At 69.3% G+C, this 23,620-nt stretch carries 20 protein-coding genes and 1 pseudogene; 15 read left to right on the top strand and 6 right to left on the bottom strand.

Going from position 1 to position 23,620, the window contains the following annotated elements; translation table 11 throughout:
• Nucleotides 1-77: 77 nt before the first annotated feature.
• Nucleotides 78-2,738 (bottom strand): bifunctional SulP family inorganic anion transporter/carbonic anhydrase, encoded by a 2,661-nt coding sequence (locus tag ACZ3IC_RS15260; RefSeq protein ID WP_467416334.1) that lies wholly within the window; start codon nucleotides 2,736-2,738, stop codon nucleotides 78-80.
• Nucleotides 2,739-3,024: 286 nt separating this feature from the next.
• Here ACZ3IC_RS15260 and ACZ3IC_RS15255 point away from each other — a divergent pair, with 286 nt between their 5' ends.
• A complete protein-coding gene (locus tag ACZ3IC_RS15255) occupies nucleotides 3,025-4,329 on the top strand; it encodes a polysaccharide deacetylase family protein (protein ID WP_467416331.1) in 1,305 nt (434 codons plus the stop codon).
• Nucleotides 4,317-4,736, top strand: a pseudogene (locus ACZ3IC_RS15250) (Tn3 family transposase); the annotation flags it as partial. The gene ACZ3IC_RS15255 and the pseudogene ACZ3IC_RS15250, both read left to right, overlap by 13 nt.
• A 174-nt stretch (nucleotides 4,737-4,910) precedes the next feature.
• Here the strand turns inward: ACZ3IC_RS15250 and ACZ3IC_RS15245 are convergent.
• The gene (locus ACZ3IC_RS15245) at nucleotides 4,911-5,351 is read right to left on the bottom strand and encodes a VOC family protein (protein WP_467416330.1); all 441 of its coding nucleotides are present in this window, start codon (nucleotides 5,349-5,351) and stop codon (nucleotides 4,911-4,913) included.
• 327 nt (nucleotides 5,352-5,678) lie between these two features.
• Nucleotides 5,679-6,227: a helix-turn-helix domain-containing protein gene (locus tag ACZ3IC_RS15240; RefSeq protein ID WP_467416329.1), complete on the bottom strand. Its 549-nt coding sequence runs from the start codon at nucleotides 6,225-6,227 to the stop codon at nucleotides 5,679-5,681.
• A gap of 53 nt (nucleotides 6,228-6,280) precedes the next feature.
• Between ACZ3IC_RS15240 and ACZ3IC_RS15235 the strand changes: the two genes are divergently transcribed.
• Both ACZ3IC_RS15235 and ACZ3IC_RS15230 read left to right on the top strand, forming a co-directional pair.
• Nucleotides 6,281-7,588, top strand: coding sequence for an alpha/beta hydrolase (locus tag ACZ3IC_RS15235; RefSeq protein WP_467416327.1), 1,308 nt, complete (start codon nucleotides 6,281-6,283; stop codon nucleotides 7,586-7,588).
• Between the two features lie 155 nt (nucleotides 7,589-7,743).
• Nucleotides 7,744-8,055, top strand: coding sequence for a transposase (locus ACZ3IC_RS15230; protein ID WP_467416326.1), 312 nt, complete (start codon nucleotides 7,744-7,746; stop codon nucleotides 8,053-8,055).
• On the opposite strand, the gene ACZ3IC_RS15225 is transcribed toward ACZ3IC_RS15230, so the two are convergent.
• Entirely contained in the window at nucleotides 8,043-9,038 is a 996-nt protein-coding gene (locus ACZ3IC_RS15225) for an ATP-binding protein (protein WP_467416323.1), read from the bottom strand. The genes ACZ3IC_RS15230 and ACZ3IC_RS15225 overlap by 13 nt on opposite strands.
• A 102-nt stretch (nucleotides 9,039-9,140) precedes the next feature.
• On the opposite strand from ACZ3IC_RS15225, the gene ACZ3IC_RS15220 reads away from it, so the two are divergent.
• Entirely contained in the window at nucleotides 9,141-9,965 is an 825-nt protein-coding gene (locus tag ACZ3IC_RS15220; protein WP_467416321.1) for a Fic family protein, read from the top strand.
• A 548-nt stretch (nucleotides 9,966-10,513) separates the two neighbouring features.
• Here the strand turns inward: ACZ3IC_RS15220 and ACZ3IC_RS15215 are convergent.
• Entirely contained in the window at nucleotides 10,514-11,353 is an 840-nt protein-coding gene (locus ACZ3IC_RS15215; protein WP_467416319.1) for an HAD family hydrolase, read from the bottom strand.
• Between the two features lie 499 nt (nucleotides 11,354-11,852).
• Between ACZ3IC_RS15215 and ssd the strand changes: the two genes are divergently transcribed.
• The 7 genes from ssd (at nucleotide 11,853) to ACZ3IC_RS15180 (ending at nucleotide 16,987) form a co-directional block, all read left to right on the top strand.
• On the top strand, nucleotides 11,853-12,980 hold the full coding sequence (gene ssd / locus ACZ3IC_RS15210; RefSeq protein ID WP_467416316.1) for a septum site-determining protein Ssd: 1,128 nt from the start codon (nucleotides 11,853-11,855) through the stop codon (nucleotides 12,978-12,980).
• Entirely contained in the window at nucleotides 12,977-14,125 is a 1,149-nt protein-coding gene (locus ACZ3IC_RS15205; protein WP_467416315.1) for a TadA family conjugal transfer-associated ATPase, read from the top strand. The genes ssd and ACZ3IC_RS15205 overlap by 4 nt, the downstream gene beginning before the upstream one ends.
• A complete protein-coding gene (locus ACZ3IC_RS15200; protein ID WP_467416313.1) occupies nucleotides 14,122-15,003 on the top strand; it encodes a type II secretion system F family protein in 882 nt (293 codons plus the stop codon). Before ACZ3IC_RS15205 ends, ACZ3IC_RS15200 begins: the two co-directional genes overlap by 4 nt.
• Nucleotides 15,000-15,791, top strand: a complete 792-nt coding sequence (locus tag ACZ3IC_RS15195; protein ID WP_467416310.1) for a type II secretion system F family protein — start codon at nucleotides 15,000-15,002, stop codon at nucleotides 15,789-15,791. Before ACZ3IC_RS15200 ends, ACZ3IC_RS15195 begins: the two co-directional genes overlap by 4 nt.
• A 74-nt stretch (nucleotides 15,792-15,865) precedes the next feature.
• Nucleotides 15,866-16,066, top strand: coding sequence for a DUF4244 domain-containing protein (locus ACZ3IC_RS15190; RefSeq protein WP_467416308.1), 201 nt, complete (start codon nucleotides 15,866-15,868; stop codon nucleotides 16,064-16,066).
• Nucleotides 16,053-16,472 (top strand): TadE family type IV pilus minor pilin, encoded by a 420-nt coding sequence (locus tag ACZ3IC_RS15185; RefSeq protein WP_467416305.1) that lies wholly within the window; start codon nucleotides 16,053-16,055, stop codon nucleotides 16,470-16,472. The genes ACZ3IC_RS15190 and ACZ3IC_RS15185 overlap by 14 nt, the downstream gene beginning before the upstream one ends.
• Nucleotides 16,469-16,987 (top strand): Rv3654c family TadE-like protein, encoded by a 519-nt coding sequence (locus tag ACZ3IC_RS15180; RefSeq protein WP_467416304.1) that lies wholly within the window; start codon nucleotides 16,469-16,471, stop codon nucleotides 16,985-16,987. The genes ACZ3IC_RS15185 and ACZ3IC_RS15180 overlap by 4 nt, the downstream gene beginning before the upstream one ends.
• On the opposite strand, the gene ACZ3IC_RS15175 is transcribed toward ACZ3IC_RS15180, so the two are convergent.
• On the bottom strand, nucleotides 16,869-19,406 hold the full coding sequence (locus ACZ3IC_RS15175) for a DEAD/DEAH box helicase (RefSeq protein WP_467416302.1): 2,538 nt from the start codon (nucleotides 19,404-19,406) through the stop codon (nucleotides 16,869-16,871). The genes ACZ3IC_RS15180 and ACZ3IC_RS15175 overlap by 119 nt on opposite strands.
• Before the next feature lie 78 nt (nucleotides 19,407-19,484).
• On the opposite strand from ACZ3IC_RS15175, the gene ACZ3IC_RS15170 reads away from it, so the two are divergent.
• The 3 genes from ACZ3IC_RS15170 (at nucleotide 19,485) to ACZ3IC_RS15160 (ending at nucleotide 23,594) form a co-directional block, all read left to right on the top strand.
• The gene (locus ACZ3IC_RS15170; RefSeq protein ID WP_003967428.1) at nucleotides 19,485-19,838 is read left to right on the top strand and encodes an STAS domain-containing protein; all 354 of its coding nucleotides are present in this window, start codon (nucleotides 19,485-19,487) and stop codon (nucleotides 19,836-19,838) included.
• Between the two features lie 526 nt (nucleotides 19,839-20,364).
• Nucleotides 20,365-20,847, top strand: coding sequence for an ATP-binding protein (locus ACZ3IC_RS15165; RefSeq protein ID WP_467416300.1), 483 nt, complete (start codon nucleotides 20,365-20,367; stop codon nucleotides 20,845-20,847).
• Nucleotides 20,848-21,143: 296 nt separating this feature from the next.
• Nucleotides 21,144-23,594, top strand: coding sequence for a sodium-translocating pyrophosphatase (locus ACZ3IC_RS15160; protein WP_467416297.1), 2,451 nt, complete (start codon nucleotides 21,144-21,146; stop codon nucleotides 23,592-23,594).
• Nucleotides 23,595-23,620: the final 26 nt, after the last annotated feature.

Below are 23,620 nucleotides of genomic sequence, written 5' to 3'. Positions count from 1 at the left end.
CGCTGTGCGGTGCAGAGCAACACGGAGCGGTGCGGAGGCGGGACCACAAGGTCTCACGGACCGGGGGTGAATGTGGTTCAGGCGCCGGTGCGTTCCAACTCGCCGGATCCGGAGGGATCGCCCGGGGCGGTGGTGGGCGCGGCAGCAGGGCCGGGGGTGTCGGCGTCGCCGGAGGCGCAGGAATCGGCCGGGGCGTGGGCGTCGCCGGGGTCCACGCGGTCGAAGACCTCGTCGAGCGCGAGGCCGACGCTTGCGCCCTCGGTCAGCAGATAGGCCTGCGCCTCGCCCACATGGAAGTACATTCCGTGCAATTGGAGCGTGCCCTCGGCGAGCCGACGCGCCACCGATTCATGGGCCCGCAGATGGTCCAACTGCTGGACCACGTTGGTGAGGCAGAGCTGCTCCAGTGCATCGGCGGGCAGCCGCCCGGAGATCCGGGCCCGGGCGTGATGCCGGGACGCCATCCGCTCCAGGCTCGGCAGCCCGTGTCTCAGCCAGCGCCACAGGAACGTCAGCGGAGTGTCCGGGTCCGGCTTGGCGCCGAGCAGAGCCTGCATGGCGCCGCAGCCGGAGTGCCCGCAGACGGTGATGGACTCCACCTTCAGCACATCCACCGCGTACTCGATCGCGGCGCCCACCGAGTCGTCACCCGACTCGGCGTCCGGCGGGGGCACCAGATTGCCGATGTTCCGCACGGTGAACAGGTCGCCCGGGCCGCTCGCCGTGATCATGCTCGTGACCAGGCGGGAGTCGGCGCAGGTGATGAAGAGCTGGGAGGGGCGTTGACCCTCGCGGGCCAGCCGGGCCAGCTCCTCGCGCACCAGCGGAGCGGTGTTGCGCTGGAACGAACTCAGGCCGCTGACCAGGCGGTTGCCGCCGGTCCGGCGCTGGGTGGCGGTGGGCGAGCCGGCCGGGCCGGAGGTGCTGTCCTCACTGGGGCCGGTGTGGGAGCCAGGACCGGGGCCGTAGCGGGGGGCCGGACTTGTGTCGGAGCCCGGGGCGGGGGCCGTGCCGATGCGGGCGTGGCTGAAGGGGGTGCCGAGTCTGTGGCGGGTCTCGGGTGTCTGCTCGGGCCGGTCGTGGCAGTGATGGTTGCGCCATGGAGTCCAGGGGCGGCAACAGGAGTGCGCCGCCGAGGAGGGCTCGGCGATTCGGCCGCCGGACCTGCCGGTGAAGACGACCCGGCCGCCGTGGGCCGTCTGGGCAATGCTCCAGTCCTGGATCGTCTCGTACGCCGCATGGTCCATGAAGAAGCCGTCCAGCTCGACGACGGCATCCCCGCCCTGGGGCAGCTGGCCGAGCGTCCGGCTCAGCCGAGGCACCGCGAGGAACGTCAGCTGGCCCCGTACGACGACCAGATGCTGTCCGCCCTGATCGGTCACGGTGATCCTGGTCCGGGCAAGCCGATGCAGGGCGAGGGTGACCGCCACCGCGATGCCGATCGCCACGCCGTTGAGCACACCGAAGAGGATCACGCCGGTGATCGTTGCCCCGTACACCAGGAATTCCCGGTGCCTATGGACATTGCGGATGTGAGCGAAACTCACCATCTGGATACCGACCATCATGACCAGCGCGGCGAGCGCGGCCAACGGGATCCACTCCAGGGCGGTGACCAGCAGTCCGGCGGCGAGCGCCACCCAGACGCCGTGCAGCACGGTCGAGGCGCGGCCCGTCGCCCCCGCCCGCACATTCGCCGAACTGCGCACCGCGCCGCCGGACACCGCCAGGCCGCCCACCAACCCGGACAGGGCGTTGGCGATGCCCTGGGCGCGCAGTTCACGATCGAGATCGGGGCGTCTGACGGGTGGTGGGGCAGCCGGGGTGGGCCGGGCGGGAGCTTGCTCGCCGGCGCGGTCGGCCGACAGCTTGTCCACGGCGACCGCGGCGAGCAGTGACTCCAGACTCGCCACCAGCATCACTGTGAACACAGCGGTGGCCAGGGCGAGCACGGGGCCGCGCGGCATCTCCGGCAGGGCGTGCGAGCTCCAGGACGGCAGATCGACCCGGGTGATCCCGGGCGCAGCGATCGCAGCCACCGCCGTCGCGGTCACCACCGCGGCGAGGGCGGCCGGAATCCGCCGCACCACCCGGCCGATCCGCCCTGGAATCCGCGGCCACAGGACCAGGACCATGATGGTCAGCGCGCCGATCAGCGGGGCGGCCGGACTCAGCTGCCCCAATTGGTCGGGGAGAGCACGTGCGTTGGCGACGGCGGAACTCTGTGGTGAGCCGCCGAGCACGATGTGCAGTTGGGCGAGCGCGATGGCCATGCCGATTCCGGCGAGGGTGCCGTGCACGATGGCGGGGCTGACGGCCAGGGCGCTGCGCGCCGCCCGCAGCGAGCCCAGCAGGATTTGCAGAAGTCCGGCGCCGATGGTGATCGCGCAGGTGGTGCGCCAGCCGTAGATCTGGATCAACTCGGCTGTGACCACGGTCAGCCCGGCGGACGGGCCGCTGACTTGGAGGGGGGTGCCGCCGAGCAGTCCGGCGACGATGCCGCCGATCGCGGCGGAGATGAGGCCGGCTTCCAGCGGGGCGTCCATGGCGACGGCGAGGCCGAGCGACATGGGGACGGCGAGCAGGAAGACCGTGATCGATGCGGACAGGTCGGCCCCCGCGATGCGGAAGCGTCCGCCGCGCGGCGGCGGGCTGTGCGGTCGCTTGATTCCCGAGGCGCGGAGTGGGCGCCTACTGCGGGATGTGTGGTCATGACGAGTGGGGACGCAAGCAGACATGTTTCCGTTTCCTCCGGGGCGGCGCGGTCGCGGAACGTGGGGGGACGCGGCCGTGGGTCACGGCATGCAGCGGCGGAATTTCTCAACTCTGAGTAAACAGATCGTAATGGAGAGTAAAGATCTGCGTCCATACTTGAGGTCAAATAGCCCGTTCGACCACTCATTCAAGTGAAAAAGCATCTTTTCATGTGGCCTGTCGCGCTGATTCCGGAAGGGCTGCGTGCGACCTTGACCGCGCCGTGTCGGCACTTCAACGCAAATTACCTGCAAGGAAGAGGGTGGGCGGATGATGGCCGCCACGAAGCGAGTCGCCGCGAAGAGGACCGCCGCCGGACGGGTCGCCCTGGGCATCATGGCCATTGCACTGACCGCGGGAGTGGCCGGTTGCTCCTCCGATTCGGATTCCAGGACTGGCGCCGCCGGACCCGGTGCCGCGAAGCCGGACGCCGGAGCGAAGAAGAACGTCCCTCGTGCCGCACCCCAGAGTGTGTTCCGGCTCATCGGCGACGGCTCCACCGCTTTTACGGGCAGCCAGCCGAAGCAGCCTGTGGCACGGCGCCTGACGCCAGGTCGGAAGCCCCCACAGTTTGTGGTGTTCTCGTGGGACGGCGCCGGTGAGGACGGCCAGAAGCTCTTCTCGCACTTCCGCGCAGTGGGCAAGAAGTACCACGCGAACATGACGTACTTCCTCAGCGGCCTGTACCTGCTGCCGGAGGACAAGCGGGAGCTCTACGACCCGCCGAAGCACAACGCCGGCAGTTCCGACATCGGCTTCAACGACACCGAGGGAATCCGGAACACCATCACCCAGCTGCGCGGCGCCTGGAAGGACGGCGACGAGATCGGCACCCACTTCAACGGCCACTTCTGCGGCCCCGACGGTGGGGGCGGCACCTGGTCCGTCGATCAGTGGAAGAGCGAGATCGACCAGGCCAAGTCCATTGTGAAGAGCTGGAAGACCAACGACCCCGGCCTCAAGGGGGAGGAGCCGCTTCCCTTCGACTACGACAAGGAACTCATCGGCGGCCGCACCCCGTGTCTGGAAGGGCAGAAGAACGCGGTGGCCGCGGCGCGGTCCATGGGCTTCCGTTACGACTCCAGCGGCGTCAACAACCAGGTCTGGCCGAAGAAGAAGGACGGCATCTGGGACCTGTCGTTGCAGCTCGTCCCGGTCCCGGGGTGCGCGTTCGAGACCCTTTCGATGGACTACAACTTCATGTTCAACCAGTCCGGTACGACGCAGGGGGACCCGAATCAGCACGAGTACTGGGGCAACCAGATGCGCGACGGCCTGATCCAGGCATTCGGCCGCTCGTACGACGGAAACCGCGCCCCGCTGATCATCGGCAACCACTTCGAGTCCTGGAACGGTGGCACGTACATGCGCGCCGTCGAGGAGACCATCGCGACGGTCTGCACAAAGGAGGGCGTCCGCTGTGTGTCCTTCCGGCAGCTGGTCGACTGGCTGGACGCGCAGGACCCGGCGACGCTGGCGAAGCTCGGCACGCTCGATGTCGGCCAGGCCCCGGGGAACGGCTGGACGGAGTTCCTCGACGAAGCCGGGGACACGGGGACGGAAACGGCGCGCTGATCGACGTGCAGGGCCAGGTGCCGATCGTCGTGTACTGGGGCGACGGTCTGCTGGCCTCGGTCGACGGGCTGCGGTTCGTCGTGCTCGTCCGCACTGCCAACGCCGCCCCGTTCCCGAAGTGCTTCGGCTTCAAGCGCGGCATCACCTGGCTCAACGCCGTCAACGACCAGGTCGCGGGCATCGGGCAGATAGTGAACGCCGTAGTGCTTTGGGCGACCTGCTACATCGACGCCGCGGTCGCCCAGCTCCGCACGGAGGGCTACGAGATCCGCGACGAGGGCATCACCTGCCTGTCCCCGCTCAAGCACCGCAACCTCAATGTGCTCGGCCGCTACAGCTTCACCGCGCCCACTCCGGCAGGCGACGGCCTGTGGCTCCTGCACTCATCGTCAAGCGCAGTTGGATAATCGACTGTTGAACGTCGGTAAGTCACTCAGACCGCTGGAGCTCCGTACCCGGCCACTGCATGTCATGCTCCGAGGCGTCCCGCCGGAGGGTGCCGACATGCGTGGAAGCCGCAAGTCAGCCGAGGCGGGGCCAAGCCAGCCTGCCCTGTGGGTGCACGGCCCCTTCGGCAGCCTTCAACCGAGCTGCTCGGCCAGTCCGACGACGATGCCTTCGGGTCCGCGGACGTAGCAGACCCGATAGATGTCCTCGTACTGCGCGATCTCGCCGACGAGTTCGGCACCGTGGGCCCGCAGGCGGGCAACGACGTCCTCGATGTCGTCGACGGCAAACATGATGCGACGAATGCCCAGCGTGTTCGCCGGCGCGTCTTTCGGTTCGGCGTTGATGGCCCTCGGCCTGTGGAACTTCGCCAGCTCTACTCGCCCGTGGCCGTCCGGGGTCCGCAGCGTTGCGATGTCTTGCCGGACGTCATCGAGCCCGATGACGCGCTCTGCCCAGCGCCCTTCGAGTGGCCCCTTGCCTTCCAGCTTCATGCCGAGTTCGACGAAGAACGAAATAGCAGCCTCAAGGTTGTCGACGACAATGAGGACGTTGTCCATCCGCTGGATCGTCATGCTGGGCCTCCTTCGCGTGGTACAGCCGCGGTGGCCGCATCTGTCCCTGGGACGGAGCCGATAAGTCACTCTTTGCATCCTCGGTCACATCCGTTTCGAGAACCGCAGGGTTGTCAGGATCAGGGAGTCTCAGCGAGCAGCGGCCAGCACCACTCAAACTTCGATGGCACACGCTCAAAGTTCAGTGGCACAGAACGGCCATGGATCTCACGCCCGATCAGGCCGCATTGGTGTCTCGTCTCTGCCGACCTGGCCCCGTCTCAAGTGATCTGGTCTGAGTCGCTCGTCATCTCAGATGATCTGGCTCACCGCAAGCGGCGGTGTCGGCTACAGCGGGTCTTGCTGTTCGGCCTGTTCGGCGGGGAACAGGATGGGGCTGAGGAGGTAGCGGGTACGTTCCCGCGAGGATTCGTTGGCGAGGAGGGGCGCGATGGCGGCTTGCATCGTGCCGATCAGTGCTACGAGCTCGTCCTTGCTGAGCCAGATCGCGTGCTGCCGATAGCCGACGAGGTCGTCCACGGGATCGCTGCCTTCGCGCTCCAGGTAAGCGCCGAACTCCGCAATCAGGGCGGCCATGGCGGCAGCGAATGCCCGCTCGTGGTGCTGTGGGGTGAGCGCGCGCGCGGTTTCCGTGTCGACGCCCGCGCGTTCCTGCCGTAGCCGATAGCGGCGTTCGACGGCGCCCCGCACTCGCCGTTCGTCGGCGACGTCGAGGATGCCGCCCGCGGCGAGAAGGTCGACGTGCCGGTATACGGTCGCCTTTGACACGTCCGGGATCAGAGCGCACAACTGCCCTGTTGTCAGGGCCCGCCCGCCGCGCAGTGCGTGGACCACGCGGAGGCGGACAGGATGTGCCAGAAGTTCCAAGGTGTCCATCACCCCACTTTCTCACGCATGCTAACTTTCTCAAATCTAAGAAAGGTGAGGGGATGCAGACTGCAGAGGACACCGCCGTGCTGGTGGTCGAGTGGGCAATCGATGGCCGTTTCAGGGAAATCGCTGCGCTGTTCGCCAAGCCGTTGCACGCTGCGCTGACCGCCGAGACCCTCCAGGCGGCCTGGCTCGCCGAGACCGCGGGAACCGGTCCGGTCACGGACCTCGGTGAACCGTCGAGCGAGCGCCTGCGGCCGGACCTGATCCGGGTCAGCGTTCCCGTGGTCTGCGAACGGGGACAGTTCACCGTCGTTATGTCGGTCGACTCCGCCGGCCTGCTGAACGGGCTGCGCCTCGCGCCCCCTGCCTGCGAACCATGGGAGGCGCCCTTCTATGCGGATCCGGATGCCTTCGAGGAGCACGACGTCACCGTCGGAGCCGGTGCTCTCGCAGTGGCCGGCACCGTCACCGTTCCGCGCGGTGACGGCCCGTGGCCCGGGGTCGTGCTTCTCAGCGGCGGAGGTCCCTTCGACCGGGACGCGACCAGCGGACCCAACAAGCCCCTGAAGGACCTCGCCTGGGGTCTGGCCAGCCGCGGAGTGGCGGTGCTGCGCCACGACAAGGTGGCCTTCACACACGCGGCGGAGGTGGCTGCCGCGGACGACTTCACGATGTCACGCGAGTACGTCCCCCATGCCGTCGCCGCCGTGCGTCTGCTCCAGGGGGAGCCGTGCGTCGATTCCAGCCGGGTGTTCGTCGCCGGGCACAGCATGGGTGGCAAGGTCGCCCCACGGGTCGCCGAGACCGAGCCGTCTGTCGCGGGCGTCGTGATCCTGGCGGGTGACGCCGAGCCCATGCACCGGGCGGCCGTCCGAGTCGTGGGCCACCTTGCCGCCCTCGACCCCGGTCCGCACTCCGAGGCGGTCCTTGCGGAGATATCCCGGCAGGCCGCGACCGTCGAGACCGCCCTGTCACCCCGTACGCCCCGAGAGGACCTGCCCTTCGGCCTTCCTGCCTCGTACTGGCTGGACCTGCGCTCCTATGACCCGGTTGCTACCGCCGCCCGCCTGGACAAGCCGCTGCTGATCCTTCAGGGCGGCCGCGACTACCAGGTCACCGTCGAGCACGACTTGTCCCTCTGGCGAGATGGACTGACCGGGCGTCCGGACGTCACCATCCAGATCCACGAAGCCAACGACCACCTCTTCTTCCCAGGGACAGGACCGTCGACGCCCGCCGGGTACATGGCACCCCAGCACGTCGACGCGGCGGTCATCACGGACATCGCCGCATGGCTGGACTCCCAGCTTCAGCGCGAACCCAGCAAGCGGGCGGAAACGGCCCAGGCGAACCAGATCACCTGAGAGCCTGTCGGGTGGCTGATCATGCGTGAAGCGTGACGGTCGTGATCTTCCCTCCGGGCATGGCGACGGCTCCGGAATGATCACGTGACGTGTGCCAGTGCGACAACTCCGAGGCCGTCAGCGGCCCATGTTATCCGTCCAGCCTGACCGATGAGATGTGGGAGATCATCCAGCCCCTCCTTCCCGTGCGTGACCTGCGAAAAGGCGGCGGGGTGCGCAAGTACGCAGACCGGCTGGTGCTCGACTCGCTCTTCTACGTGCTGCGCTCGGGCTGCCAGTGGCGGATGCTCCCGCGCGGCCTGATGCCTGCTACGGCACTAGCTCGGTGGCCGTGTGGAGTTCGGTGGCCGCGCACGGCCGCCGAACTGCACGCCCTTCGTCTGCGACTGGCGCTTGAGGGCGCAACGGCGCCCCGGCGCAACGAGCGCTGCTGCCTGGCCGGGGCGCCGACCGATCAGGCAGGCTGAGCGGCGCCGTCCTGCACATACCGCTCGTCGAGGATGAAGGCGGGGTCGACCTGGGCGGCCAGGTCGGCGCCCGTCTTCTCGTTGCCCCAGCTCTCCGCGTTCTTCAGATGGAAGTGCACCATCTGCCGCGTATAGCGCCCCCAGTCCCGCTGCTCGTACGAATCCTCCGCGGCGTTCTGCAGGGCCTGCAAAGCCATCCGGTTGTCCGCCTCCAGCAGCTCGAAGCGGGCGGGCCGGCCCTTCTCCATCGCCCGCACCCAGTCGGAGTGCCCGACGCTGACCAATAGATCGTTGCCCACCTCGGCGCGCAGGAAGTCCAGATCGTCCTCGCCCTGCACCTTGTTGCCGATGACCTTCAGCGCGACCCCGAAGTCCCGCGCGTACTCCTTGTACTGGCGGTAGACGGAGACGCCCTTACGGGTCGGCTCGGCGACCAAGAACGTCATGTCGAAGCGAGTGAACATCCCGGACGCGAAGGAGTCCGAACCTGCTGTCATGTCAACGACGACGTAATCGTCGAGGCCGTCGACGAGATGGTTGAGGCAGAGCTCGACCGCACCGACCTTGGAGTGGTAGCAGGCCACGCCCAGATCCGACTCGGTGAACGGCCCGGTGACCATCAGCCGGATCTCCCCGCCGTCGAGCCGGACCGTACGGGCGCACGCGTCGTAGATCGGGTTGTCCTCGCGGACCCGCAGCAGCCGCGAGCCCTCGCCGGGGGGAGTCGTCTTGATCATCGTCCCGGCGGAGGCGATACGGGGATTGCTGCCGCGCAGGTACTCCTTGATCAGAGGCAGCTGGGCTCCCATGGCGGGCAGTGCCGCAGCCTCCTGGTCGTCGAGGCCGAGCGCGGCTCCGAGGTGCTGGTTGATGTCGGCGTCCACCGCGACGACTTGGGCTTCATTGGCGGCAAGGTGGCGGATGAAGAGCGAGGACAGCGTGGTCTTGCCGCTGCCGCCCTTCCCTACGAAAGCGATCTTCATGTTCACCTAGGGTAGCCGGATGATTGCGGAATGCTGTCGCACTTAGTGAAGAAGGCCACTCCCGGGTGGCATCCGTGTAAGGGGCGCGTAGCCTCGCTACTTATGAGTACGACTGCCTCTGATCCACTCGCCACCCTGGGCACTCTGCCGGGGGTTGCCGACGCGGTGGACTCCGTACGCAAGGCCGTCGACCGGGTCTACGGTCACCGCGTCATGCGGCGCCGAAGCAACGAGGTCACCGCCGAAGCGGCGCTGCGCGGCGCCCGTGGCTCGGCGGCGCTGTCCGGTGCCGACTGGAATCTGGAGGAGGTGCGCCGACGCACCGACTTCAGTGGGGACGGTGAGGCGCATGTGGTCGGAGCGGCCCTGAGGCTGACCGCTGAAGCAGGCCAATTGCTCTCCATCTGGCGGCAGTCGCCGTTGCGTGTCCTGGCGCGGCTACATCTTGTCGCAGCCGGCGGCGCGGCGCCCGAGGACGCTGTCGGCCGACCGCGGCTGGCGGGCGAACCCGTGGACGAGCCCCTGATTGAAGCGCCGCTGCCGGACGCCGACGAGGTGGCCGGGCGACTGGAGGGACTCTCCGGGCTGATCCTGTCGGGCAGTGCCGCGCCCGCGCTGGTGACTGCGGCGGTTGTGCACGGCGAACTGCTGGCCCTGCGTCCGTTCGGCTCGTACAACGGCCTCGTCGCGCGGGCGGCCGAGCGGATCGTGCTGATCGGGAGCGGGCTCGACCCCAAATCGATCTGTCCCGCCGAGGTGGGCCACGCCGAGCTGGGCCGGGCGGCGTACATCGCGGCGTTCGAGGGTTATCTGTCGGGGACGCCGGACGGGATGGCGGCCTGGATCGCACACTGCGGGCGCGCTGTGGAGCTGGGCGTCAGGGAATCGACGGCGGTGTGCGAGGCGCTGCAGCGTGGCGCCGCGTAGTCACGGGCTCGCGGGGCCGGGAGTGGCGAATCGATGACTTCGCCGTGGTAACTGCACGCGGAAACTTCGGCGTGGTAACTCCACGGGCGGTAACTTCACTGCCCGATAAAAGGGTTGCGGCGGTACCGCCCTCGGTACCGCCGCTGGCATGTCTACCCAGTTACCAGGCGTCCTCGATATGTGCCCATCAGGTCGGGGGCTTTGCCCGTTCCTGGTGCGGCTGGCCCGTAATCGACGGGTCGACGTCGCGTGGGTGCTCGGTTTTCATGCGCGGTCCGTGGGGCCTTCTCTGCGTTACAGGTAATCCTTTCGGATGTCCTTGGTCTCGCGGGCCGTTGACTCCTTTGTACTCCAGAGCCGGGGTAAGCGGTAGTGCTGGCCGCACTTCTTTACTTTTATGTTCAATTACGGGCGAGTTGGACAACCCAGTTGGGTCGGATGAATCGGACCGATCGGTCGCCTTGTTTGATCCCATTGACCGGGTCGGGTGGCGGGGTCTCGCGGGACGTGCCGGGGCGCCGCCCGGCTCGCGTGTCAGGTAGAGCGTGTCAGGTTGAGGTCGTGGTGGTGCGGCGGCGGGAGGTGTACCAGACCAGGCCCGCTGTGACGGCGGCTGCGCCTACCGCTGCCGCCGCGACCAATGCCGGGCGTGGTGGCAGCGAGATCACAGGCAACCGCTGCTTGAGGCGGACCGGTCGATCGAAGACGAGAATCGGCCACTCTCTGAGGGTCGCTTCGCGCCGCAGAGCGCGGTCCGGATTGACCGCGTGCGGGTGGCCTACCGACTCCAGCATCGGTACATCGGTCACGGAATCGCTGTAGGCGTAGCAGCGCGAGAGGTCGTATCCCTCCGACATCGCGAGTGCCTTGATCGCCTCGGCCTTCGTCGGCCCGTACGCGTAGTACTCCACCTCACCCGTGAAGCAGCCGTCGTCGCCGACGACCATTCGGGTGGCGACGACTCGGTCGGCGCCGAGCAGCTCGCCGATCGGTTCGACGACCTCGGCGCCCGAGGTCGAGACGATCACCACATCGCGTCCGGCGGTGTGGTGCTCCTCGATGAGCGTCGCCGCTTCGTCGTAGATGATCGGGTCGATCAGATCGTGCAGGGTCTCGGCGACGATTTCCTTCACTTGCTGGACGTTCCAGCCCCTGCAGAGCGCGGAGAGATATTCCCGCATCCGCTCCATCTGGTCGTGATCTGCGCCCCCGGCAAGGAACACGAACTGTGCGTACGCAGTGCGCAGTACAGCTCGGCGGTTGATCAGTCCGCCTTGGTAGAAGGACTTGCTGAAGGTCAGTGTCGAAGACTTCGCAATGACCGTCTTGTCCAGGTCGAAGAAGGCTGCTGTGCGCGGCAAGAAGCGGTTTTCCACAAGGCAGAGCATAGGGGCCCACCATTCGGCGTAAACTCGGGCGCGTGGGTTTGCCTGAGAAGGCTCTCGGGTACACCATGGAAGTCACGGATCGTTCGCGACCGTGCTAACCCGGTCCGACTCCTCCCCCCCCGAGTCGGCCGTGGGGACGACCCCCGCTCTCCCCCCCGGCGGGGGTCGTCGCATGTCCGGACGCGTTTCTCCCGCTCGGAATCAAGCATTCTGCTTCCATTTCGGCCGCGACGGCCCGCCTGTCGTTCCGTCTCCCGCCATCTTGACCCATCACGGTGCGTAACGGAAGCGATGCTCTCCGGAAGTCCCCGTATGAGCGACAGAGATATTCACAACGGTGGAGTTGTCCACAGTTTTTGAGCAAGATCCACACGATTTCCCGAAGCGCTGCACGGTGATTCCCACCGCGAAGTCCGCGGGTTGCGGAATCGCCGATCCCGGAACGCTCCGAGATCACCGCGAACCGCGATGAAGGTGCAGTGAGAAGGGGGCGGAGATCGTGGCTGAATCCATCGCACGGGATGGTCTACCGGCCGCCGAAGTGCCGCAGGGCGGACCGTTGATCGTGACCGAGGATGTGGAACTCCTCGACGATCTCCTGAGGCTGTGCGCGGCCGCAGGAGCGGAACCGGAAGTTCATCACTCGCTTCCCGAGCGCAGAGGCAGCTGGGAGCGGGCCCCGATGGTTCTCGTGGGGGACGATGCAGCCCGGCGGTGCCGCGGGGCGGTCCGCAGGCGCGGCGTGATGCTCGTCGGCCGGGACCAGGACGACCCGGATGTCTGGCGTCGCGCCGTGGAGATCGGGGCCGAATATGTGTTGAGGCTGCCCGATTCGGAGGGCTGGCTCGTCGACCAGATCGCCAATGCGGCGGAAGGCGTGGGTCGGCCGGCGCTCACCGTCGGGGTGATCGGCGGACGGGGCGGCTCCGGCGCGTCCACACTGGCCTGCGCCCTCGCTGTGACCGCGGCCAGGGTCGGGCGGCGGACCATGCTGATCGACGGTGACCCGCTCGGCGGGGGCATCGACGTGCTGCTCGGTGGCGAGCGGGCCGAGGGAATGAGGTGGCCGGATTTCGCCCATTCCAAGGGGCGGGTCGGCGGAGGCGCCCTGGAGGAGTCGCTGCCCGCACTGCACGGGCTGCGGGTGCTCAGCTGGGGCCGCGACGACTGGGTGGTCATCCCACCGCAGGCCATGCAGGCCGTGCTGGCCGCCGCGCGCAGGCTCGGCGGGGTGGTGGTCGTCGATCTGCCGCGCCGGGTCGACGAGTCGGTGGCCGAGGCGCTCGCGCAGCTGGACCTCGGGCTGCTGGTGGTCCCGGGAGAGCTTCGCGCAGTCGCGGCGGCGAAGCGGGTGGCGTCGATGGCCGGGATGGTCCTGGACGACCTGCGAGTAGTGGCCCGCGGCCCGTACGCGGCGGGCCTCGACGAGCGGTGGGTGGCGCAGGCGCTCGGATTGCCGCTCGCCGGTGAACTCCCGCTCGACGCCGGGCTGCTGGCCGCGCAGGACGGCGGCGCACCGCCCGGCGGCAGTGCGCGCGGTCCACTGGCCAGGTTCTGCACGGCCTTTTGGGAGCGGGCGCTCGTCTCGGAGGGTGCAGGGGGACGTGCCGGTGGAGGTGCGACATGACCGAGGCATTGCTCGACGCCGTACGGCAGAGGCTGGCGCAGAGCGGCGCGGCGCCGACACCTGCCGGAGTCGCGGCAGCTCTTCGGGCCCAGGGGCGGCTGCTCGGTGATGCCGAAGTGCTCGGCGCGGCCGATGAGTTGCGTGGGGAGCTGGTCGGGACCGGGCTGCTGGAACCGCTGCTCGCCGACCCGGCGGTGACGGATGTGCTGGTCTCCGCGCCGGACCGGGTGTGGGTGGACCGGGGTGGCGGGCTCGAACTCACTGGGGTGTCCTTTCCGGACGCTGCCGCGGTGCGCAGGCTGGCGCAACGGCTGTCCGCTGTGGCGGGGCGGCGGCTGGACGATGCCCGGCCCTGGGTGGACGCGCGGCTGCCGGACGGGACGCGTATGCATGCCGTGCTGCCGCCGGTGTCCGTCGGCTCGACATGCCTGTCGCTGCGGGTGGTGCGGCCCAGGGCCTTCTCGCTGGCGGAGCTGGTCGCGGCGGGGACCGTGCCGCCCGGCGGTGATCGGGTGCTGAGTGCGTTGGTGGAGGCCCGGGTCTCGTATCTGATCAGTGGGGGGACCGGGGCCGGGAAGACGACCCTCCTGTCGAGCCTGTTGGGGGCGGTCGGGGAGCGTGAGCGAATCGTGCTCGCCGAGGACTCGGCTGAACTGCGACCGGACCATCCGCACGTGGTGCGCCTGGAGTCGCGCCCCGCCAACCAGGAGGGGGCGGGGCGGGTGACCCTTCGGGATCTGGTGCGGCAGGCGCTGCGGATGCGGCCCGACCGGCTGGTGGTCGGGGAGGTGCGGGGCGCCGAGGTCACCGAACTGCTGGCCGCGCTGAACACCGGACACGAGGGCGGCTGCGGGACGGTTCACGCCAATGCGGCCGAGCATGTTCCGGCCCGTCTTGAGGCATTGGGGACGGCGGCGGGGCTGGACAGGACGGCGCTTCACAGCCAGTTGGCGGCGGCGCTGTCGGTGGTGGTTCATCTCGTACGGGACCGGGCCGGGCAGCGGCGGATCGCCGAGGTGCAGGTCCTGGAGCGGGATGCGGCAGGGCTGGTGGTGACCGTGCCGGCGCTGCGCTGGGGCGCCGACGGATTCGTGCGGGAGCGGGGCTGGGAGCGGCTGCGGTCGCTGATCGGGGGTGAGCTGTGAGCAATGGCGCGGCAGCGGGGCTGTCGGCGGGTGCGAGCTGCGCGGCGGCCTTGTGCGTCGGAGTGGCGGCCTGGCTGGTGGTGGCGCAGGACCAGGGGCGGCGCAGAGCGAGGGTGCTGCTCGTCGACGGGGTGGTGGAGTCTCCGTTGCGTGCGCTCTGGGAGCGGATTCGGGCGTGGCTCCAGGAGCGGTTGGGGGAGCGGCGGGAGTGGCTCTGTCTGCCAGTGGCGCTGGCCATCGCCGTGCTGGGGGAGTCCGTGCTGCCGGTGCTGGCTGGGGCGGTGGCGGTGCCACTGGTTCGGCGGTGGCTGCGGAGACGGGCCCTGGGAAGGGAGCGGGAACGCCGGGCCGAAGGGGTGGTGGCGCTGTGCGGTGCCGTCGTGGGCGAGTTGCGGGCCGGACACGAGCCGGGGCAGGCGTTGCTCGTCGCTGTCCGCGGGACCGGGGTGATGGGAGCGGCGGAGGCCGGGGTGTCCGCTGCAGCGCGGTTCGGCGGCGATGTGCCGGGGGCGCTCGGGCAGGCGGCGCGGGAGCCAGGTTTGGACGGGCTTGCCGGAGTGGCGGCCTGCTGGCGGGTGGCGGTGGACGGTGGGGCTGGGCTCGCGGCGGGCCTGGACCGCCTGGAGAGTGCGCTGCGGGCCGAGCGACGCAGACGGGAGGAGCTGCGGGCCCAACTGGCGGGTGCCTGGTCGACGGTGGGTGTGCTGGCGCTGCTGCCGGTACTGGGCCTGGGGCTGGGGGCGGCGCTCGGAGCCGATCCGCTGTCAGTGCTGCTGCACACTCCGGCCGGGCTGGTCTGTCTGATGGCGGGTGGGTTGCTGGAGGCGGCCGGGCTCTGCTGGGCCGACCGGATCGTACGGGCGGGGGAGGCGGCATGAACGGGATCACCGGCGAAGTCACCCACCGGGCGGCGGCAGCGTGGGCGATTCTGGGCACGGCCGTGTATCTGGCCCTCGCCCTGGCGGGACGGCGGGGAAGGCGGACGGTACGCCGTCGGGGTGCGGTGCTGCTGGCGATCGGCCCGGAGAAGCGGCGGAGGCGGACGGTTTCCGGCGCCCGGGTGAAGGAATGGATCGCGCCGCTGGGCGCTGTGGCGACGGGTTGGGTCCTGATCGGCGGCCTGCCGGGGTGCGCGGCCGGCCTGGCTGGGGCGTACGGCGCCTGGCGGTGGCAGCGGACCCGGCGCAGCCGCGAACCGGGCGCCGGTGCTGCGGAGGCCGCGGAGGCTGTGCGGCAACTCCCTCTGGCAGCTGACCTGTTGGCGGCCTGCATCTCTGCCGGGGCCGGGCCAAGGGAGGCGGCGGAGGCAGTGGGGGAGTCGCTGGGCGGACCGGTTGGCGCACGCCTGGCGCGGACGGCGGCGGAGATCCGGCTCGGTGGTGAACCTGCCGTGGCCTGGGGACGGTTCGGGGAGATACCGGGCGCCGACGCGCTGTCCCGCTGCCTGGACCGGGCGGGATCGACCGGGGCTCCGGCGGCGGAGCCGGTGGCGCGACTGGCGGAGGCGATGCGGGCGGAGCGGGCGAGCGCGGCCGTGGCGCGCGCCCAGCGGGCAGGCGTGCTGATCACCGCACCGGTCGGGCTCTGTTTTCTACCCGCTTTCCTGGCGGTCGGGGTGGCGCCGGTGGTGATCGGTCTGGCGACGGGGCTGCTGCACGCCGGCTGAAAGAAAAGTACAAGAAAAGAAAAGCGCAAGTAAGTGACCATTTAACATGAATTACGCATGTCGCGGGGGCTGAAATGGTGCAGCGAATCAGGGGCTGGGTGCGGAGCATGGCACGCCGAGTCCGGTCGGACAACGGAATGACGACATCCGAATATGCGGTGGGGACGATCGCGGCCTGTGCGTTCGCGGCGGTGCTCTACAAGGTGGTGACCAGCCAGCCGGTCATGTCCGCGCTGCAGTCACTACTGAAGGACGCGCTCGATGCGAAGTTCTAGGAGCGGTTCCGGCGAGTGCGCCGGAGGCCTTTCCGGGGCCGTGGGCGAGACTGCGGGCGGTGGGGACCAGGGTGCGGTGTCGGCGGAAGCGGCCATGGCGATTCCGGTGCTGGTGGTGTTCGCCCTGGCGCTGGTCTGGGCGCTGATGGCCGCCTCCGCCCAGATTCGGTGCGTGGACGCGGCCAGGGCCGGGGCGAGGGCGGCGGCCCGGTCTGAACCACAGGCGCAAGTGCTGGAAGCCGCCCGTTCGGCGGCACCCGGAGGGGCCGAAGTCGCGATGGAGCGGGCCGGGGAGTTCTGGCGGGTGCGGGTGGCGGCGCCGATGCCCGGACCCGGTCCGCTGGCCCTGACGCTCCACGCGGAGGCGGCGGCACTGGCAGAGGACACGGTGGGGGTGACGCCATGACCAGGATGGGTAGGGGCGCCCGGGAAGCCGTCATCGGGTGGCTGCGCAAACGTGGGGGTTGCGGCCCCGGTCGCGGTCGCAGCCGGGGCCGGGCCGCGGACCGGGACCGGGGCCTGGCGACGGTGTGGGTGGCGATGACCACGGCCACGTTGTGCGCGGTGTTCGCGGTTGTGCTGGCGCTCGGGCAGGTGGTGGTCGTTCGGCACCGGGCCGGTGGTGCGGCGGACCTGGCGGCGCTGGCAGCGGCCGACCGGGCCCTGCAAGGGCCCGAGGCGGCGTGCCGGGCGGCCGGGGAGGTGGCTTCGGCGCAGGGGGCGGTGGTGGTGCGGTGCACAGTGCACGGGGAGATTGCCGATGTGACGGCCCGGGTGCGTCTTGGGCCGTACGAACCGGCGGTCAGGTCCCGGGCCGGCCCTCCCGTGACTGCCCCTGGCTCTCCGGTGCCGTCGCCTCCGACGGTTCCGGAGGGCTCGGCTCCGCGGGGTCCGGCGGTGCGGATCGGAGGAGTTCGCTGAGGAGGCGCACTGCGCCGCGTTTGTGCAGCGGATCGTTGCCGTTGCCGCACTTGGGGGACTGGACGCAGGACGGGCAGCCCGCCTCGCATTCGCAGGACGCGATGGCCTGGCGGGTCGCGGTCAGCCATGTTCGGGCGGTGTGGAAGGCCCGCTCGGCGAATCCGGCACCGCCGGGGTGACCGTCGTACACGAAGACCGTGGGCAGCAGGGTGTCCAGGTGCAACGGTACGGAGACGCCACCGATGTCCCATCGGTCGCAGGTGGCGAAGAGCGGCAGCATTCCGATCGACGCGTGCTCCGCGGCGTGCAGGGCGCCGCCCAGGATCTCCGGGTTGATACGGGCGGCGTCGAGCTGTTCCTGCGTGACAGTCCACCACACGGCGCGCGTGCGCAGAGTGCGGGGCGGCAGATCCAGTTTGGCCTCGCCGAGGACCTCACCGGTGATCAGTTTGCGACGCAGGTAGGAGACGACCTGGTTGGTGACTTCCACGGAGCCGTAGCACAGCCGCCCGTCACCCCACGGGATCTCGGTATCGGTCTCCAGGACGGCGATGGCGGTGGTGTCGCGTGCGGTCGTCGAGTACGGCGGGTTGGCCTCCTCGACCAGGGCGACCGAGTCCTCCAGATCCAGCTTCCGGACCAGATAGGTGCGGCCCTGGTGGAGGTGGACGGCGCCTTGGTGGACGGCGGCGTGCGCGGCCGCTTCGTCGACGGTGCCCAGCAGTCGGCCGGTGCCCTCCTCGACGATCTGGACGGGGCGGCCGCCCTCGCCCCGGATGTCGGTGAGATCGGCGGCGCGCTCGCGGCGGGTCCAGTGCCAGCCCGATGCCCGTTTGCGCAGCAGCTTCGCGGCCTCCAGCTGTGGCAGCAGTTCGGCCACGGCCGGGCCGAAGAGCTCCAGATCGGGTTCGGTGAGCGGGAGCTCCGCAGCGGCGGCGCACAGGTGAGGGGCGAGAACGTACGGGTTGTCCGGGTCCAGGACGGTCGACTCCACGGGCTGTTGGAACAGCGCCTCGGGATGGTGGACGAGGAAGGTGTCCAGCGGGTCGTCGCGGGCCACCAGGATGGCCAGGGCGCCCTGGCCGGCGCGTCCGGCGCGGCCCGCCTGCTGCCACAGCGACGCCCTGGTACCGGGGTAGCCCGCGATGACGACGGCATCCAGGCCGGAAACGTCGACGCCGAGTTCGAGGGCGGTGGTGGCGGCCAGGCCGAGCAGCCGGCCGGAGTGCAGGGCCCGCTCCAGGGCGCGGCGTTCCTCGGGGAGGTAACCCCCACGGTAGGCGGCGACCCGGGCGGGCAGGGAGCGGTCCACCTCGGCGAGGCGTTCCTTGGCGATGACGGAGATCAGTTCGGCGCCGCGCCGTGAGCGTACGAAGGCGACCGAGCGTACGCCCTGGACGGTCAGATCGGTGAGGAGGTCGGCGGTCTCGGCAGTGGCGGTACGGCGGACGGGCGCGCCCTTCTCGCCGTGCAGGTCGGTCAGTGGCGGCTCCCACAGGGCGAAGACCATTTCGCCGCGGGGCGAGGCGTCGTCGGCGACCTCCTCGACCCGGAGACCGGTGAGGCGGCCCGCCGCGACGGAGGGCTCCGCCGCGGTGGCCGAGGCGAGGAGGAAGACCGGATTCGCTCCGTAGCGGGCGCACAGGCGGCGTAGCCGGCGCACCACCTGGGCGACGTGGGAGCCGAAGACACCCCGGTAGGTGTGGCACTCGTCGATGACGACAAAGCGCAGGGCGCGCAGGAAGGAGGACCAGCGGGGGTGGGACGGGAGTATCCCGCGGTGCAGCATGTCGGGGTTGGTCAGGACATAGTTGGCGTACTGGCGTACCCACTCGCGTTCTTCGACCGGGGTGTCGCCGTCGTAGACCGCGGGTCTGATGGCGTTGCCGAGCGGTGCCGCGAGTTCTTTCACCGCACGCCTCTGATCGGCGGCCAGGGCCTTGGTGGGAGCGAGATACAGGGCCGTCGCGCCACGGCCGTTCGGGGCCTCGGAGCCGTCGAGCAGGGCGGTGAGCACCGGGGCGAGATAGGCGAGCGACTTGCCGGACGCCGTGCCGGTGGCGATGACCACGGAATCGCCGTCCAGGGCGTGCGCGGCGGCGGCCGCCTGGTGCGCCCACGGGTGGTCGATTCCGGCCTTCTGGATCGCGGCGATCACTTCTGGCCGGATGCGATCGGGCCAGAAGGCATGGGTTCCCGTGCGCGGGGGCAAGTGCTCCGTATGAGTGATGCGCGCGGACCGGCCCGCCGCTGCGGCGAGCCGGTCGAGGACCATGGCGGGAGAGGGGCGGGAGTCCCTGTTCTCGGGTGGTCGACTGGGGCGGTGATTCTTGGCCATCGACACCGAGTGTGTCACTGGCATGACGGACAATGGTCCCAAGGCGTCGTGCATGGCTGCTGGTAAGTGATTGAATGCCATCGCGGCTGGCGATCCGTCCCCTGGCTCCGCCGGGGAGACCGAGGGGCGACCGCTCGATAGCAAGGTGCTGGAGGATCCGTGGACCTGTCCTTGTCGACTCGCAATGTGTCCGGCCCTGGTGGCGACCGTACGGTCGTCGAGGTCGGTGGCGAGATTGATGTGTATACCGCGCCCAAGCTGCGCGAGCAGTTGGTCGAGTTGGTGAATGACGGCAGCTACCACCTGGTTGTCGACATGGAAGGCGTCGACTTCCTCGACTCCACCGGCCTCGGCGTGCTTGTGGGCGGCCTGAAGCGTGTCCGGGCCCATGAGGGCTCGTTGCGCCTGGTCTGCAACCAGGAGCGCATTCTCAAGATCTTCCGGATCACTGGTCTGACCAAGGTGTTCCCGATTCACACCACGGTCGACGAGGCAGTTGCGGCCACCGACTGACGGTCGGCCCGTGGCCGGTCCACTGGTCGGATCGGCCGAAGGCCGGAACCGGCGCGCGGTCGGCGCACAGGCAGCCGTGACAGGCGGCCGGTGCAACGCAGGCGGGCCTTGACGGCCGGTTGTCGGCAGACAGCCAGGTGGTCGGTCAGTGAGTGGCCGGGGAGCTGGGTAACCAGCGCCCCGACCGGTCGGACGACCGCTCGGGCGGCCGGTCGGTTGCGGGTCGGTCGACCGTTCGGCAGTCGGCAGGTTGTCTGTCGGTCGGCCAGCCGCCTGTTCGGCCGGTCGTCCGCCCGTCTGTCATTCGGCCGCCTGGGAGTGGGCCGTCTGTCGGTCGGCTGACGGCTGTATGTCGGTGGGCCGGCTGTCCGGCGGTCGACGACCAGGCCGGTCGGTCGGCCGACGGGTTCGTCGGTTCCGGAGGAAGGAACGGGGCGACCGAAATGAAGACCGGAAGAAGAGCTGGGGTGTCGGGCAGCGTGCCCGGGCCCCTGGGATGCACGCCCGTACGTCTGAGGGGAATCGCATGGCCACCGTTGAACTCCGCTTCAGCGCCCAGCCCGAACACGTCAGGACGGCACGCCTCGTGGCAGCCGCCGTGGCGCGCAGGGCCGGGGTCGATGAAGCCGTGCTCGACGAGGTCAGACTTGCTGTAGGTGAAGCCTGCAGCCGAGCAGTCGGGCTGCACCGCAGCCATGGCATCACCGCTCCCGTCTCCGTCGTTCTGACCGAGGAGGAGAAGTCCTTCTCCATCGAGGTCGGCGACGAGGTGCCCGGACCGGGTGCCGAGCCCGCTCCCGGCGGGCCCCCCGGAGCTTCCGCGACACGCGGCGCCACGCCCGGCGTGCGGCTTGATGGGCCGGATCCAGAGACCGACGTCGACGGCGAGGACGAGATGGGTCTCGCGGTCATCAGCGGCCTCGTCGATGATGTGGAAGTCAGTTCGGGAGCCAACGGCGGAGTGATCCGCATGAGCTGGCCGAAGATGCCCGCGACGGTGCTCCCCTGAGGCGCCGCAAGGGGCGCGGGCGGTCCGACCGTCCCGATTCCTCCGAATCCCTCCCCCGGTCCATTTCTTGATCCTTCTTTTGAGGCCCTGCTGAGCAGGGCCTTTTTTCATTTCTGCGTGATCAATGATCTGCGGAGAATGTGCCTGCCCCATTACTGCATTTGGGTCGATCTGCGGCCACGGTCATTTGTTGATCCACCCATGCAGGTCAATTACATTTACGGCGTACTGTTTTGATCAGCTTCCGCTACCTACAATCCGTCCACGTCTTGAGCGCTGAGCGTCAAGGAGGACGTATGGCGGATTTCTTCAACACCCCACTGGCAGGACTGACGCAAGATTCCGCACTTTCCGCACCTTCCGGTCGACCCGCATCTCTCGCGGCCGCGGTACTCACCGACGGCAATCGCGTCATCGTGATCGTCGTTGCGGTCGTCGCCATCGCCGCGCTGGTCGTCGCCCGGCTGCTGGTGCGCCAGGTGCTGGCGGCCGGCGAGGGAACCGACCGTATGAAGGAGATCGCGGCCGCCGTCCAGGAAGGCGCGAATGCCTATCTGGCCCGACAGTTGCGCACCGTCGGCATCTTTGCCGTCGTGGTCTTCTTCCTGCTTCTGCTGCTTCCGGCCGACAGTTGGTCGCAGCGTGCAGGCCGTTCTTTGTTCTTCCTGGTGGGTGCGCTTTTCTCGGCGGCCACCGGATACATCGGGATGCGGCTCGCCGTACGCAGCAATGTTCGTGTGGCCGCTGCTGCGCGTGAGGCGACTCCTGCGGAAGGTGAACCCGAAAAAGATCTCACCGCTGTTTCGCACAAGGCGATGAAGATCGCTTTTCGTACCGGCGGCGTGGTCGGCATGATCACCGTGGGTCTCGGCCTGCTCGGGGCTTCCTGTGTCGTCCTCGTCTATGCCGCCGACGCTCCGAAGGTGTTGGAGGGCTTCGGTCTCGGTGCCGCGCTGATCGCCATGTTCATGAGGGTCGGCGGCGGTATCTTCACCAAGGCCGCGGACGTCGGCGCCGACCTCGTAGGCAAGGTGGAGCAGGGGATCCCGGAGGACGATCCACGCAACGCCGCCACCATCGCCGACAACGTGGGCGACAACGTCGGTGACTGCGCGGGCATGGCGGCCGACCTATTCGAGTCGTACGCCGTGACGCTCGTCGCCGCGCTCATCCTCGGCAAGGCTGCCTTCGGAGACTCCGGCCTGGCCTTCCCGCTGATCGTCCCGGCGATCGGCGTGGTCACCGCGATGATCGGAATCTTCGCGGTCGCTCCGCGGCGCGCCGACCGCAGCGGAATGACCGCCATCAACCGCGGCTTCTTCATCTCCGCGGCGATCTCGCTCGTCCTGGTGGCCGTGGCGGTCTTCGTCTACCTGCCGTCCTCGTACGCGGAGCTGGACGGGGTCACCGACGGCGCCATCACCTCGCACAGCGGCGACCCGCGGGTCCTCGCACTGGTGGCCGTCGCCATCGGCATCGTGCTGGCCGCCCTGATTCAGCAGCTGACCGGCTACTTCACCGAGACCAACCGGCGTCCCGTCAGGGACATCGGCAAGTCCTCGCTGACTGGTCCGGCCACCGTCGTACTCGCCGGTATCTCCATCGGTCTGGAGTCCGCCGTCTACACGGCGCTGCTGATCGGCCTCGGTGTCTACGGAGCGTTCCTGCTCGGCGGTACGTCGATCATGCTCGCGCTCTTCGCGGTGGCCCTGGCGGGGACCGGGCTGCTCACCACCGTCGGTGTCATCGTTGCCATGGACACCTTCGGCCCGGTCTCCGACAACGCGCAGGGCATCGCGGAGATGTCCGGTGACGTCACGGGCGCCGGTGCCCAGGTCCTCACCGACCTGGACGCCGTCGGCAACACCACCAAGGCCATCACCAAGGGCATCGCCATCGCCACCGCCGTCCTGGCGGCGTCGGCGCTCTTCGGCTCGTACCGCGACGCGATCGCCACGGCGGTCGGCGACGTGGGGGCCAAGGCCGGGGAGATGACTCTCAGCCTGGACATCTCGCAGCCCAACAACCTGGTGGGCCTGATCCTCGGCGCCGCGGTCGTCTTCCTCTTCTCCGGGCTGGCGATCAACGCGGTGTCCCGGTCCGCCGGTTCCGTGGTCTACGAGGTGCGGCGGCAGTTCCGTGAACATCCAGGGATCATGGACTACAGAGAGAAGCCGGAGTACGGGCGCGTCGTCGACATCTGCACCAAGGACGCCTTGCGCGAGCTCGCCACCCCCGGCCTGCTCGCTGTCCTGGCGCCGATCGCTGTCGGGTTCACGCTCGGTGTCGGGGCGCTCGGTTCGTATCTCGCGGGCGCCATCGGCACCGGCACGCTGATGGCGGTCTTCCTCGCCAACTCCGGTGGTGCGTGGGACAACGCCAAGAAGCTCGTCGAGGAGGGCCATCACGGGGGCAAGGGCAGCGAGGCCCATGCCGCGACTGTGATCGGTGACACGGTCGGTGACCCGTTCAAGGACACGGCAGGACCGGCGATCAACCCCTTGCTCAAGGTGATGAACCTGGTCGCCCTGCTCATCGCCCCGGCGGTGGTGCAGTTCAGCTACGGGCAGGACGCGAGCGCCGGCGTGCGGGCGGTGGTGGCGGTGCTCGCTGTCGCCGTCATCATCGGCGCGGTCTACGTCTCCAAGCGGCGTGGGATCGCCGTGGGGGACGAGGGGGACCCCGGTGACAGGGAGGAGGGAGGAGGCAGGCGCGCCAAGTCGTCGGACCAGGCGCCTGTTTTGTGAAGCGGCGACGGGAAGAGGGCGGGGGC

The organism is Streptomyces sp. NPDC002958 (genome assembly GCF_055563255.1).
This window is presented reverse-complemented; position numbering and strand designations above follow the sequence as displayed.